Source organism: Butyrivibrio sp. FC2001 (assembly GCF_000424125.1).
Lineage (GTDB): Bacteria > Bacillota > Clostridia > Lachnospirales > Lachnospiraceae > Butyrivibrio.
Genome location: NZ_KE384132.1, coordinates 610,631 through 624,990, shown reverse-complemented (window position 1 = coordinate 624,990; position 14,360 = coordinate 610,631). Strand labels below are relative to the sequence as shown.

Below are 14,360 nucleotides of genomic sequence, written 5' to 3'. Positions count from 1 at the left end.
TTATATGGCACCAAAGGTTGATTATGTTCATCTATTATGGAACTTAATGCAGACGCTTGAGAATCAGCAGCTGGAAAATGCTCTGTCTGATGCATTTGAGGATCTGATCAACCTTCTTGAAGTAAGAACCGGCATCATGTGGCTTAAGAATAATGAGAGCAAGAGGATTTATAGTGTCATATCCGTTGGGGATGAAAATGTCAGCGGCTTTAATATAGAATTTGGACAGGGAATAATTGGTGAAGCCTGCGAAAGTTTTTCGCCGATTGAGGTTAAGGATGTAGCTTCAGATAAAAGATTTCCCGGCGGAAAGGATGAAGTCACAGGTCTCAATATAAAAAATGTGCTCTTCATGCCGATGATATTTGGAAATCAGGTTGTGGGCTGTGCTGAGGTTATAAACAGAGTTGGGAAGGATGACTTCCTGAATAATGATCTGTCGCTCTTGCATGCTTTCGCAGGACTTTCTGCGATGGTTATCGATGAGAGGGGATTTAAGACTGCATCTGAGACAAAGAAAAAGACCGTAATGTCCCTTCGTGGAGTGAAAAAAGATTATAAGGCAGGTCAGGAGACTATCAACATTTTAAAGGGCGTTGATCTTGATATTTATGAGAAGGAGCTTTTAGTAATCCTTGGCGAAAGTGGCTGCGGTAAGTCAACGCTTCTTAACATAATAGGCGGGATGGACTCGCCTACAGAGGGCGATATAAAAATTGATGGCAGGGACTTTTCTCATCCAACGGAAAAAGAGCTAATAAAGTTCAGGAGAGATGATATAGGCTTCATTTTTCAGGCCTATAATCTGATGCCGAACTTAACTGCCTTGGAAAATATAAAGTTCATTGCAGAGATATGCAACAATCCCAGGGATTCGAAGGAAGCTCTGGACATGGTGGGCTTATCTGACAGGGCAAATAACTACCCCTCAATGATGAGCGGAGGCCAGCAGCAGCGCGTATCAATTGCAAGAGCTATAGTCAAAAATCCGAGAATAATACTAGCTGACGAACCAACTGCTGCTCTTGATTTTACGACTGGACAGGAGGTTTTGCAGCTGATAGAAAGCATTATTAAGGATGGCCTTACAACAGTAGTTATGGTCACTCATAACGTTGAAATAGCAAAGATGGCTAACCGCGTTGTTCATATGAAAAACGGTAAAATAGCCAGCATAAGGTTAAATTCATGGCCGATGCATGCGGCTGATTTGGTTTGGTAGGAAAAAGCTACACTAAGGGGATGCGGGGAGTATGAAAGAATCCTGGCGGAAGGATGCACTGCGAAATATCAAAAAAAGAATTATTTCGTGGCTTTCAATTGTCACAATAGTCGTAATAAGTGCCGGGATCATTCTGGGCATTTTTTTCCCTGTTCATACATTGAAAAAGTTAAGTGACTCCTACTTTAAAGAGCACCATTTTAAGGATGCGGATATTGCCTCGAGCATCGGAATAAAAGCTGCGGACGTTAATGCCATAAAAGATAATGTGATGGTAAAGGATGCAGAGGGGCTTTTGAATCTTCCTGCTACAGCAAAGCATAACGGAAAAAGCTGTAGCCTGAAAGTGATATCTGCTACAGAGAGGATAAGCGTTCCGTATACAAAAGAGGGGACACTTCCGCAAAAGAAAAACGAGTGCGCAGTTAGCACAGAAATTATTGATGATCTTCAGCTATCCATTGGCGATACCATTTCTATCGAAATGACCGGCGCCAGATTCGAGGATGCACTTTTCCGGAAAAAATTTGTAGTTACAGGTATTGCAGAACATCCTGATTATTTTGGAGCTAATCGGGATGGCTTTTGTATTGTGCCTTATTCTGCCTTTAATACAGAAGACATCTCCTTTGATTACACAAATATACTTGTGGATGCAGACATAAATGATGACTTCAATACCATGGATAAATCATACCTGAACAGAGCTGAGCTTGTAAAAAGTGAGCTGGATAGGGATGCGGATATACTCGCCAAAGCAAGGAAGAAGGATTTTGAGAAGGACCTTGATAAGGAGTATGAGAAGGCAGTAAAAAAGGCAGAGGATGAGCTAGCTGAGGGCAAGGAGAAAATTGAAGATGCTCAGAAGGAGTTTGACGAAAAAATAGGCGATGCAGAAAAAGAGCTTGAGGATGGTGAGAAGGAATTTGCTGATGCAAAGAAGAAGGCAGAGGATGAGCTTGCTGACGGAGAGCGGAAAATTAGAGAGGGCGAAGAGGAATACAATACAAAGATTGCTGATGGAGCACAGCAGCTTGCTGATGCAAAAAAGCAGCTTGAGGATGAACTTAATGATGCAAAGTATAAGCTCTTCTCGGGATTCTTAGAGCTTGATAATGCAGAGAAAACATTAAACGAAAAGGAGAAGGAATATGCTGATGGCGTGCAGCAGCTTGAAGCAGGAAGAGAGGAACTAAATAAGGGCTGGGATGAATACGACAGCGGACTGCAATCCTTAGAGGTATATTTAAACGATACGAATATTGATTCAGCCATAAGTCTTTTGCAGTATACAAAGGAAGAATACCCTGAAGCTGAAATTGATGACTATGTTATTGATCAGTTACGTGTTATCAAGGGCTTTAACACAATCGATAAATTTGGGGTACTGGTTGATATCATGAAGCAGGTCCCTGAAGATACGAAAAAGCAGCTCCTTGACGAGATGGGAATGTCAGAGGATGATGGAGACCTTGAAACGCAGTATGAACAGCTTAGAGGTGCAAAGGATCAGCTTAATGAATCGGAGGATAAGATAAGTGCCGGTGCACAGGAGCTGGCCGAGGGCAGAACGCTTCTTGATCAGGGATGGTTTTCTCTTGAACAGGGCAAAAAAGAGCTGGCCGATGGACAGGCAAAGCTTGATAAAGAGGAGACTGAAGCAAGAAAGCTCCTTGCTGATAAAGAGGCTGAGTTTGAGGAAAAGAAAAAGGAAGGCGCTGAAGAGATAGCCAATGCCAAGAAGACCTTTAAGGAAGAAAAGGAAAAGGCCTTAAAGAAGCTATCCGATGCCGAGCAGGAGCTGGCTGATGGGCGGGCTGAGTTTGAAGAGGAGAAGAAAAAGGGTGAAGAGGAACTAAAAAAGGCCTGGGATGAATATGAAGATGGAAAACAGGAAGCCTATGATAAGCTTGCTGATGCTAAGGCGGAAATAGAAGACGCCAAGAAAAATGACGGCGAATGGCTTGTTCAGATGAGAGAAGCCAATCGTAATTTCATAGAGCTTAAATCAAACGTAGATGTACTTACAAAATTTACATTTGTGTTTATGCCAATCTTTGGAGGAATTACAGTTATTGTATGCTTTTTTACAATAGCTATAATTGTTGAGGAGCAAAAGAAGCAGATTGGCGTAGTAAAGGCCTTCGGTGCATATAAAAATGAAATACGTAAAAAGTATATTCTTTTTGGAGTATCCGCAGCTTTGTTCGGAGTTCTTATAGGAGTTGTTGGAGGTCTTGGACTTGAGGCGCTTATCCTGAACACCATGAAGGAGATGTTCGTATTTGAAGAATTCGTCCACGCGTCTAATCCGATCCCGATAGTAATCGCCTTCGTCATTGCGGTGGCTCTTACAACCTTCGTTGTCACATGGTCCTGTGAAAAATATATTTCATGCTCTGCAACAGGTCTTTTAAGTGGTAATGAGCCTCAGAACAAGGCCAGAACAAAGGCGTCTAAGAAGGAAGCCGGAAGTATATATATCAAGATGATAATAAGTAATTTCTATACGGATATGGGCCGTGTTGTCATATCTGTAGTTATTGTTCTCGCCTGCTGCATGCTTATAGGACTTGGTATAACCCTGAAAAATGCCTTTGATGACTCTCTTAATAAGCAGATAGATGAGCTATGGCATTATGACTTAAAAATCGCATTAAGCAGTGATATAACCGATGATGAGAGAAGAGATGTACTTAAGAAAATAGAAAGCTATGATTATTATCCGTTATTTTTATTGGGATCTGTTTTGCAGACAGATGATAAACAGGCATTAACTTTAGTTTATCTTATTGATGATGAGGATGAAATTAAGAAATACCTTGAGATAAGGTCGTCGGATGGAAAAGAAATAGCAATACCAAAGGAAGGCATTCTTGTTACAGAGGAAATGATGGAAAAGGATGGCCTTTCGCCTGGAATGAAGCTTAGCATGGTGACGGATGATCTTAGAATTGCAGAGATTACGGTAGAGGGCAACTATCTTCAGTATTTTGGTAAGAGTGCGCTTATGTCCAGAGCGTATTTTGAAAAGCTGTTTGATGAAGAAACTGAGGATAACTGCTACCTGATCAAAGCAGGTGAAGACACAGATGCTCTTTACAATACGCTGGAAAATACCCACGGAGTAACCTCTGTAGAAAAAGCAGAGAGCATAAAAGAGGATAATAAGACGATGATAGACCTCTTTGACATCGTGGTTTATCTTGTACTGGTATTTTCATTTATCCTGTCCTTCATGATACTTCTTAATCTCAGTAATATTCTTGTACTAAGAAGGATGAGAGAACTCCTTACCATGAGGGTAAATGGTTTTTCAAACGGACAGGTCATAGGCTATCTTGCCAGAGAGGTGATAGTTACAACCTTTATAGGAATCATATTGGGTATAGGCGTGGGAATACCGATTTCCATGCTGAGTGTTAAGATGATGGAGACCAATGGCTTTATGTACGTGCTCAAGGTTTATCCTGTGGCCTGGATTGTGGCGGCCATAAGCTGCTTTGTTTTTGCAGCAGTGATAAATTCTATAGCCTTTAGGAAGGTAGGAAAGGTTCCATTAACTGATATCACGAAATACTGATAAACATTTCGTAATTTAAATAAAAGTTTTATGAAAAATAGCTATTAACTGCCGCAAAATGGAATAAATAAGCTAAAATATAATATATCGAAGATAGAGGAATGAGCAGATTTAAAAATCTGCAGAAAAGGGGTATGCAATGGGCTTAGAACTTGATGAGGAGAACGCGGTAAAGACCACTACTAAAACCAGAACAAAAAGAACAAAGGAACTGCTTGAAGAAAATGCCAAGCGTATGGAAGAGCTTAAAGAGGAGCATGAGAACAAGAAAAATGAGATCGATGCTCTCGATAAGGAAGCTGACAGCCTTGGTAACAAGGATGCGATCAATTTAAAAATAACTCATGAGAAATTCGGAGCAGGAACTATAGTTAAGCAGGACGGAAAATATATTGAAGTCGAGTTTGCTAATGTTGTAAAGAAGTTCGTGCTTCCGGGTGCAATTGCTGACGGATATCTTAAAATCGATGATGAGAATCTTCTTGATTACTACAAGAAGGCCAATGATATCCATAACAGATCTCTTAAGGCACACCTTGCGCTGAGATCTAATGAATTTGCAATGGAACGTCTTCAGGACGATATTGATAAGCTTAATGAAAAAAGCTAAATAGGCATAATCTTTATGCTTAGAAGAGGCTGCCTTTTGGCAGCCTTTTTAATACAATGTAGGCAAAATCCGGAGCACAAAATGACAGAAGAGACTAAAGCAAAAATCAGAAGATATAACAGTAATATAGCTGTAAGCGGACGCGGAGTGTTTGCATTTGGCGTGTGGACTGCTATAAAGACTATTATTTCTGTTATGTTCAATATAACTGACATAAGGAATCAGCTTAGAGATATTCCGCAAGAGGAAATAGATAATACTATCAAGCTGATTTATATCACTATGTTCGTTATTTGCCTGCTTGTTTTGCTTATTCACGGTTATGTGGGTATTAGTGCAGTTCGTTATGGCAGAGGTAGAAGAAAAAGTAAGAAATTCAGGATAGGGGCTGTAATATTGGTTTTTATCACTATAAGCTTTATCATATCGGATATTACATCAGCCTCAAAGGCTGGATATGTACAGGTTGCTGAGTTTGTAGCTGACTGTACCTTACTATTTATGCTGATAGATATGTTGTATTCAATGTCAATGGCACGGTTAACGGTTAAGAGAGAACAGGGATAGAAATATGCAGGAAGATTTCCACTATTATGCTACATATTGCGCTTCATATCTTGCAGGGTATACACATAAAGAGAGCATGGATATCTGTTATAGTGCCCAGTTTGTAGATCAATGCTCGAGGACCTTTCTTTCTAAGATAAAGGCGCCTTCAATAGCAGCGACCACGCAGCTTCAGCTTGAGATGATGGATACAAGAACTGATATCATTGGACTTCAGGACATAACCAGGATATGGGCGTCCTTCCATTTTCTTCCTTATGATCTGTATGCCAATAAGAAAGGATGCTCAAGGCGATATTTGAACAAGTACAGACTTATATGCAAGCCAAACGGAGATCTTCTGGTGAAGACTGTCAAGCTTGCAAAGGGTAAAAGCCTGCAGGCTGTCGGCATAGCCATGCATGTTCTGGCTGATACCTGGGCGCATATGTATTTTGCCGGAACGCCTTCTCTTGTCATTAACAATACAACAAGAGATTTTATTGAAGTAATTCCCGGTGCGGAAAAAGAACTGGAGAGACGGGTAAAGTTTGTACACAAAAACGGAATCCCGGATGATATTGCTAATGGAATTTATACCAACAGCATTTTCCAGGGGAGTGAGAACTCCATAATGAATTTAGGGCATGGGCGTGCAGGTCATTTCCCGGATTATTCATTTGCAAAATATAAATATCTTCCAGCGTGGAATGAATACATGGAAATATATAAGGATAATCAAAGCGATTATTATAAGGCCTTTGCACAAATGGTTTATGCCATGAAGTACATAAGGGGAGATATAGAGAATTTCGAAAAGGATACCTATGCCTATGATGTGATCGCTCCTTATGAAGAGAGGATCAGAGGAATAATTAAAAAGAGACAGCTGATAGCTTCCGACGACTGGAAGGCCTTTGGAGAGGAACTGTCCGGTGAAAAGATAGAAAGCTTTGACGTTGATAAATACAGATACGAATATGCAAGAACGTCAACGGCAAGAAAAAATAAAACATATCTTGGTAAGTTTTTTATAGCAGCTATTGCCCAAAAGGGTATGGTAACTCATGAAATATTTGAATCAAAGAATATGCTGGCAGGTTTTGCCATAATGCTAATGCGTAGAGATAAGCAAATGGAGCTAATCCAAAGAGGAGAAGATGAGCAAGGGTCAAAGGATTAAAACCGTTATAGATGGTATATTTTTAATAGTTGCTGCAGTACTTCTCGTAAAGTACAAAAGGCATGCTTATGAGATTATTCTTATGGTACTGTCATTTAGTTTTGCGTGCTTAGGTCTTGGAAAGATCCTTTACTATATGTCTATGGCCAGGCATATGGTAAATGGAAAAATAGTCCTTTACAGAGGAATAATCCTTTTCAATTTTGGTGTACTTTCGAGCTCCTTATCCTATGTTCCCAAGATATATATTCTCTTATATCTGGCGTGTATTCATGCTTTTTCGGGACTTGTAGAGATACTTAGGACAAGGGAAACAAGGGCATACGGAGGAACAACCTGGAGACTAAAGTTTATTAGCGGCCTCATAAATATAGTAATTGCCCTATTTTGTATCCTGTTTTCAAGGGCTGAGAACACGGCTGTGTACATTTATTCTTTGGGACTTGTATATTCGGGAATTGTTAGAATTACAGCTGCATTCAGACGGACGACCTTTATGTTCATAAGATAATAAAAAGCTGACAGAACAAAATCTGTCAGCTTAATTTTTATGATATAGCTTTATTCGCAACAGGCTCTTCCTGAGCATGAGCCTTCTTATGAGCAGTGGAGAGCATAAGCTTAATTCTGTTAAGCTGGTTGACTTCACTTGCACCGGGATCATAGTCAATGGCTACGATGTTACATCCGGGATAAATCTTTCTCATCTGCTTTATTACACCCTTACCAACTACGTGGTTAGGAAGACAACCGAAGGGCTGTGTGCAGACGATATTGGAAGCACCTTCCTTAATGAGCTCAACCATCTCACCTGTAAGGAACCATCCCTCACCGGTCTGGTTACCGATTGATACGATGGGCTTAGCATACTCAACAAGCTTGTAGATGCTTGTGGGAGCTTCGAAATGAATGCTCTTTTCAAATGCCTTTGCAGCACCGCCGCGAAGCTTTTCCAGTGCCCAGATTCCGGCCTTACAAAATGCTTTGGTCTTCTTGCTGGTTCCAAGGTGGTCTGCCTTATATACCTGATTGTAGAAGCAGTAGAACATGAAGTCCAAAAGATCAGGAACAACAGCCTCAGCACCTTCAGCTTCAAGAAGCTCTACAAGGTGGTTATTAGCAGCAGGAGCGAACTTAACAAGAATCTCACCTACAACACCTACACGAGGCTTGATCTCATCAGTGATCTCAATCTTATCGAAATCTTCAACGATCTCCTTGCACATACGCTGGAACTTGATAAAGCTCAGATGGTCTGCAGATACAAACTCAATACACTTTTTCTTCCACTTCTCATGGACAGCGTTTACTGAGCCCTTTTCCTTTTCATAAGGACGCATACGGTATACGCATCTCATGAAAATGTCTCCAAATACAGCAGCGTAAGCAGCTCTCTCAAGCATCGCAAAGTTGATATGGAAGCCGGGGTTGTGCTCAAGCTTACTTAAGTTGATTGATACAACAGGCACCTGCTCCATTCCGGCTTTTCTGAGAGCTCTTCTGATGAAGCCGATATAGTTTGTAGCACGGCATCCGCCACCGGTCTGGCTCATAAGGACAGCAGTTCTGTCGAGGTCGTACTTTCCTGAATGAAGCTCATCCATGATCTGGCCAACAACCCAGAGTGAAGGGTAGCAGGCATCGTTATTAACATACTTAAGACCCATGTCGATAGCATGCTTGTTATCGTTCTGCATAACTACGATATTGTAACCGCATGCGCAAAGAGCGGGCTCTAAGATATCAAAGTGTATAGGTGACATCTGAGGAACAAGAATAGTGTAATTCTTACGCATATCCTCAGTGAAAAGTCTTCTGTTGATTGCAGTAGAACCAATAGTACGTTCTTTGTTCTCCTTAAGCTTTCTTACGCGGATAGCGGCAAGAAGAGAGCGCACACGGATTCTGGCACTTCCAAGGTTATTGACCTCATCGATCTTAAGACAGGTATAAATCTTATCAGAGCCTGAAAGAATGTCATTAACCTGGTCAGTTGTTACAGCATCAAGACCGCATCCGAAGGAGTTGAGCTGGATAAGATCAAGGTCATCTCTTGTGCGAACAAAGCTTGCTGCAGCATAGAGACGTGAGTGATACATCCACTGGTCTGATACAATAAGCGGTCTCTCAGGAGATCCCAGGTGTGAAATTGAATCCTCTGTAAGAACTGCAACGCCGTAAGAGCAGATCATATCGGGAATACCGTGGTTGATCTCTGGATCAACATGGTAAGGACGACCTGCAACAACGATACCGTGCTTGTTGTTCTCCTTCATCCAGCGAAGAGTTTCTTCACCCTTCTTTCTGATGTCGTCACGGGCTTTTTCCATTTCAGCCCATCCGCTCTTGGCAGCTTCGACTATTTCTTTTGCGGAAATCTCTGAGAACTCCTTAACAAGAGCATCGGTAGCTGTCTTTAAGCTTGAGAAGGACATGAAGGGATTACGAAGTGTAACCTTTCCTTCAGTAATAGCCTCTACGTTATTCTTGATGTTCTCGGAATAAGAAGTAACGATAGGGCAGTTGTAATGGTTAGTAGCACCTTCAACCTCGTCTCTCTCATAGAAGAGTCCGGGATAGAAGATGAAATCTACATTATTCTTGATAAGCCATTCAATATGACCGTGTGAGAGCTTTGCAGGATAACACTCAGACTCACTGGGAATGGATTCAATACCAAGCTCATAAATCTGATGAGTTGATCTGGGTGAAAGCACAACGCGGTATCCAAGCTTTGTAAAGAAAGTAAACCAGAAAGGATAGTTCTCGTAGAAATTAAGAACTCTGGGAATACCAACTGTTCCACGTTTAGCTTCGACTTCATTTAAAGGCTTATAATCGAAGATTCTCTTATATTTATAATCAAATAGATTGGGAATACCGGCAGCGTTTTTAACCTTACCGATACCACGTTCACACCTGTTACCGGAGATGTGCTGACGTCCACCAGTGAATTTATTGATGGTAAGACGACAATGGTTTGTACATCCCTGACAGGTTGTCATGCTTGTTGAATACTCAAGCTTATTGATCTGATCAATGGTAAGCATGGTTGTCTTGGAGCTGGTCTTCTCATGGAAACGATTCCTTGCGATGAGAGCAGCACCGAAAGCACCCATTATTCCGGCGATGTCAGGCCTTGTAACCTGAGCGCCTGAGATTTTCTCAAAGGCCTTAAGGACAGCATCATTATAGAAGGTACCACCCTGAACAACGATGTGATCACCAAGCTCCTTGGCATCTGATACCTTAATAACCTTAAAGAGAGCATTTTTGATAACTGAATAAGCAAGACCTGCAGAAATATCAGCAACAGAAGCGCCTTCCTTCTGAGCCTGCTTAACTCGTGAATTCATGAAAACAGTACAGCGTGTACCAAGGTCTATGGGAGCATCTGCGAAAAGAGCGATCTTGGCAAAATCCTGAACACTGTAATTAAGGGATTTAGCAAAGGTCTCAATAAAGCTTCCACAACCTGAAGAGCATGCCTCGTTGAGCTGAACGCTGTCTACTGTGTCATTTTTAATATGAATGCATTTCATATCCTGACCACCGATGTCGAGAATACAGTCAACCTCGGGATCGAAGAATGCAGCAGCATTATAGTGCGCGATAGTCTCAACCTCGCCGTCATCAAGCATAAGAGCTGACTTAAGAAGAGCTTCACCGTAACCTGTGGAGCATGAACGCGCAATAGTAACGCCCTCGGGCATCAGCTTGTAAATCTCCTGGATAGAACTGATAGCTGTCTTAAGAGGGCTTCCGTTATTACTTGAATAGAAGGAATAAAGAAGGTCACCGTCCTCTGACACAAGAGCGCACTTGGTAGTAGTGGAACCTGCATCGATACCAAGGAAGGCATTACCCTTATAATTATCAAGCTTAGCAGTCTTAACACGATAGTTGTTCTGACGATCAAGGAATTCCTGGTACTCATCCTCTGAATCGAAGAGAGGCTCAAGACGGGAAACCTCAGCGGCCATTGTGATCTTGTGAGTGAGCTTGCCGATCATATCTACCATTGAGTAGTGGCAGTCCTCATTTGCGTTCATGGCTGAACCCATGGCTGCAAAAAGATGAGAGTTGTCAGCGTCAATGATATGCTCGTCATCAAGCTTAAGAGTGCGGATAAATGCCTGTTTAAGCTCTGATAAGAAATGAAGAGGACCACCAAGAAAAGCGATGTGACCTCTGATAGGCTTACCGCAGGCAAGACCACTGATAGTCTGGTTAACAACTGCCTGGAAAATAGATGCTGCAAGGTCTTCCTTGGTAGCACCTTCATTTATAAGAGGCTGAATATCAGACTTGGCAAATACACCACAACGTGCAGCGATGGTGTAAAGAGACTGATAATTTTTCGCATATTCATTAAGACCCGATGCATCTGTCTGAAGAAGAGATGCCATCTGGTCGATAAAGGATCCTGTACCACCTGCGCAGATACCGTTCATTCTCTGCTCGACGTTACCGCCTTCAAAATAGATGATCTTCGCATCCTCACCACCGAGCTCGATAGCTACATCAGTTTTGGGAGCAAGTGCCTTAAGGGCAGTAGATACTGCGATAACCTCCTGTACGAAGGGAACCTCGAGATGACTTGCAAGTGTAAGTCCGCCTGAACCGGTGATAACAGGGTGCAGAGTTACGTTGCCGCTAACCTTGGCTGCATCCTGAAGAAGAGAAAGCAAAGTCTCCTGAATATTGGCAAAATGTCTTCTATAATCTGAAAACACGATATTTCTGTCAGAATCCATAAGTGCGATCTTGACAGTTGTTGATCCGATATCAATACCCAGTGTATAATCCTTTGAAATCATAAATAAAACCTCGAAAAAGAAACTTTAATTACCTATTAAATGCGTGCAAAATTTTACGCGCATTACGCTACATTATAATCGAAGCAACCTTAAAAATCAATTATTCAAATAACGATGCAAAAGGGCATAAAATGTGATAGACTCAATAAGAATGCTTGAAAAATGCATTAGAAAAACTTTGTTGGGAGAAACTGAAAAAATAAATTCAGTTTTCTAATAAGGAGAAATATGAGCAATTTTGAGAGAAAATTTGGCAAATACGCAATTAAAAATTTAACAATAGTTCTTATCATCTGCTATATAGTTGGTTACATATTAATGTTCGCACCTTCGGGATACGGAATCCTTGAATATATGACTCTGAATCCCTATGCGATACTTCACGGACAGGTTTGGAGACTTGTGACATGGGTCATTGTTCCGCCGAACTATTCGAATCTGTTTTTTGTGCTTGTCATGCTGTATTTCTATTATTCAATAGGAACTACGATGGAAAAGGTCTGGGGTGAATACAGATATAATGTATACATATTCACAGGACTTCTTCTGATGATAGCTGCATCATTTTTATATTTTGCCTATGTCATGATTTTCAGAGGCGGTTCTACAGCTTCTTCACAGGTATTATATGACTTCATGCAGGATGCATCGCTTACCTTCAACACATCACTTATAAATATGTCCATACTACTTGCTTTTGCGGCAACATTTCCGGATAATATGGTTCTGTTTATGTTTATCATTCCGCTTAAGATGAAGTGGCTTGGAATTGCTTATGGATGTCTTCTTGCTTTCCAGGCGGTTCAGGCTATTATTTACAAGCAGTTTGATGAGTTTTTCGCTATTGCAGCATCTTTCCTTACCTTTGCGACCTTCTGGTTCTCAGGTGGAAAGCTGATGCATCTTAGGCCCAAGGAGGTTAAGAGGAGGAATGACTTCAAGAGATCTGTAAAGATCACACCTCCCGGAATAACAAGGCACAAGTGTGCTGTCTGTGGAAGATCAGAGAACGATGATCCTACATTAGAGTTCAGATTCTGTTCAAAATGTAACGGCAACTACGAGTACTGTCAGGAGCATCTTTTCACACATACACATGTAAAATAACGCTAGGAGTATATAGAAATAATGGCTAATCTTGAAAATAAAGAACAGGAATTTGCGAAAAGACTTGGTGACCTCACAAAGCATGCCAGAAGGCAGGGCGGAACGGTTTCCGAGGCTGAGATAAGAGATACCTTTGATGAGCTTGAGCTTAGTGATTCTCAGTATGAGCTCATCTATGATTACATTAAAAAGCATAACATCGGAATCGGAGAAGCTATTGATTCTTCTGAATATCTGTCCAAGGAAGAGGCGGGTTACCTTGAGAATTATCTTGAGGAAATAAGTCTTCTTGAGTCTGTAACAGATGGTGAAAAGGAAGCAATTATCATATCTGCTATGGCAGGTGAAACTGACGCTCAGAAGAGACTTGCAGAGATCAGTCTGTCCATGGTTACCGATGTTGCAAAGCTTTACGCGGAGCAGGGTGTCCTCATCGAGGATCTCATCGGTGAGGGCAATATAGCACTTATGAAGGCTGTTTCTGAGCTCTCATCGCTTGATGATCACAAGGAATGTGATTCTTATCTTGCACAGCGTGTTATGGATGCAATGGAGAACCTTATTGAGGATGATGCCGCTGAAACTGCAAGAGTTCAGAAGGCTGTTCAGCTTGTACAGGAAGTGGCTGATAAGGCAAAGGAGCTTGCTGATGAGCTCAGAAGAAGCTGCACGGTTGATGAGCTAGCAGAGGAAACAGGCTGGGAGAGGGAGAAAATTCTTGAAGCAATTAAGGCCTGTGGTAATCAGATCGAAGATATAGACTACAAACCTGAGAAAAAATAAAGTTTTTGAAGGTAGAAAAAAGTTTTATGCTGTGGAAGTTATTGGACAGCTGATTTGATATGCTCTTATCAGAGCGAACGTAAGGGGAATGGCGCTTGTATAACATAGTTAATGAGGACGATTTTAAATACACAATGCAGGATGTTTCAAGGTATTACCTTGGATGCAGACTCAGCTATGCAGAGATTCTCTCTGAGGAGATGGCGCCGTTTAAATTCAAGACTATTGTGGAGAGATATATCCTTAAGGATATAGATAGCTCCACGACCCTGGAAAGTCACCTTTATCACCTGACCGAGGAGGACTTTGAGTGGCGTGTTTACAAGCAGCTCAAGGCTAAGGTTAGAGTCAGTCAGCTTAAGAAGGGCTCTGCGGATCATTATCAGGAGAAGGTCTATACAATGAATCAGCTGGCTGCATTTTCTGCTAAGGAGAAAGAGGAGGCAGGTATGATCATCAGGGAGCTGGTTATATCAAAGCTGGCACTTCTTGCATTTTCTATTTGA

10 protein-coding genes are annotated in these 14,360 nt (G+C 41.4%); 9 read left to right on the top strand and 1 reads right to left on the bottom strand.

Features of this window, described 5'->3' with window-relative positions; genetic code table 11:
- The first annotated feature begins 4 nt into the window (after positions 1 to 4).
- The 6 genes from G601_RS25835 (at position 5) to G601_RS0116325 (ending at position 7,655) form a co-directional block, all read left to right on the top strand.
- Positions 5 to 1,222, top strand: a complete 1,218-nt coding sequence (locus tag G601_RS25835) for an ATP-binding cassette domain-containing protein (RefSeq protein ID WP_081673570.1) — start codon at positions 5 to 7, stop codon at positions 1,220 to 1,222.
- A 160-nt stretch (positions 1,223 to 1,382) separates the two neighbouring features.
- The gene (locus G601_RS0116345; RefSeq protein ID WP_207638064.1) at positions 1,383 to 4,805 is read left to right on the top strand and encodes an ABC transporter permease; all 3,423 of its coding nucleotides are present in this window, start codon (positions 1,383 to 1,385) and stop codon (positions 4,803 to 4,805) included.
- Between the two features lie 139 nt (positions 4,806 to 4,944).
- The gene (locus G601_RS0116340; RefSeq protein WP_026490816.1) at positions 4,945 to 5,415 is read left to right on the top strand and encodes a hypothetical protein; all 471 of its coding nucleotides are present in this window, start codon (positions 4,945 to 4,947) and stop codon (positions 5,413 to 5,415) included.
- A gap of 81 nt (positions 5,416 to 5,496) precedes the next feature.
- Positions 5,497 to 5,982: a hypothetical protein gene (locus G601_RS0116335; protein WP_026665991.1), complete on the top strand. Its 486-nt coding sequence runs from the start codon at positions 5,497 to 5,499 to the stop codon at positions 5,980 to 5,982.
- A gap of 4 nt (positions 5,983 to 5,986) precedes the next feature.
- A complete protein-coding gene (locus G601_RS0116330) occupies positions 5,987 to 7,144 on the top strand; it encodes a DUF6765 family protein (RefSeq protein ID WP_026665990.1) in 1,158 nt (385 codons plus the stop codon).
- A complete protein-coding gene (locus tag G601_RS0116325; RefSeq protein WP_026665989.1) occupies positions 7,122 to 7,655 on the top strand; it encodes a DUF308 domain-containing protein in 534 nt (177 codons plus the stop codon). Before G601_RS0116330 ends, G601_RS0116325 begins: the two co-directional genes overlap by 23 nt.
- A gap of 37 nt (positions 7,656 to 7,692) precedes the next feature.
- On the opposite strand, the gene G601_RS0116320 is transcribed toward G601_RS0116325, so the two are convergent.
- On the bottom strand, positions 7,693 to 11,964 hold the full coding sequence (locus G601_RS0116320; protein ID WP_026665988.1) for a 2-hydroxyacyl-CoA dehydratase: 4,272 nt from the start codon (positions 11,962 to 11,964) through the stop codon (positions 7,693 to 7,695).
- A 228-nt stretch (positions 11,965 to 12,192) separates the two neighbouring features.
- On the opposite strand from G601_RS0116320, the gene G601_RS0116315 reads away from it, so the two are divergent.
- The 3 genes from G601_RS0116315 to G601_RS0116305 all read left to right on the top strand — a co-directional run bounded on the left by G601_RS0116315 (position 12,193) and on the right by G601_RS0116305 (position 14,360).
- Positions 12,193 to 13,071: a membrane protein gene (locus G601_RS0116315; protein WP_026490811.1), complete on the top strand. Its 879-nt coding sequence runs from the start codon at positions 12,193 to 12,195 to the stop codon at positions 13,069 to 13,071.
- 21 nt (positions 13,072 to 13,092) lie between these two features.
- Positions 13,093 to 13,854 (top strand): RNA polymerase sigma factor region1.1 domain-containing protein, encoded by a 762-nt coding sequence (locus G601_RS0116310; RefSeq protein WP_035790842.1) that lies wholly within the window; start codon positions 13,093 to 13,095, stop codon positions 13,852 to 13,854.
- Between the two features lie 95 nt (positions 13,855 to 13,949).
- Positions 13,950 to 14,360, top strand: a complete 411-nt coding sequence (locus G601_RS0116305) for a hypothetical protein (protein ID WP_026665986.1) — start codon at positions 13,950 to 13,952, stop codon at positions 14,358 to 14,360.

What these genes read in the sequence shown, in the direction of transcription:
- G601_RS25835 (WP_081673570.1), top strand. Translation starts at nt 5, where the DNA reads ATGGCACCAAAGGTTGATTATGTTCATCTATTATGGAACTTAATGCAG.
- G601_RS0116340 (WP_026490816.1), top strand. Translation starts at nt 4,945, where the DNA reads ATGGGCTTAGAACTTGATGAGGAGAACGCGGTAAAGACCACTACTAAA.
- G601_RS0116335 (WP_026665991.1), top strand. Translation starts at nt 5,497, where the DNA reads ATGACAGAAGAGACTAAAGCAAAAATCAGAAGATATAACAGTAATATA.
- G601_RS0116330 (WP_026665990.1), top strand. Translation starts at nt 5,987, where the DNA reads ATGCAGGAAGATTTCCACTATTATGCTACATATTGCGCTTCATATCTT.
- G601_RS0116325 (WP_026665989.1), top strand. Translation starts at nt 7,122, where the DNA reads ATGAGCAAGGGTCAAAGGATTAAAACCGTTATAGATGGTATATTTTTA.
- G601_RS0116320 (WP_026665988.1), bottom strand. Translation starts at nt 11,964, where the DNA reads ATGATTTCAAAGGATTATACACTGGGTATTGATATCGGATCAACAACT.
- G601_RS0116315 (WP_026490811.1), top strand. Translation starts at nt 12,193, where the DNA reads ATGAGCAATTTTGAGAGAAAATTTGGCAAATACGCAATTAAAAATTTA.
- G601_RS0116310 (WP_035790842.1), top strand. Translation starts at nt 13,093, where the DNA reads ATGGCTAATCTTGAAAATAAAGAACAGGAATTTGCGAAAAGACTTGGT.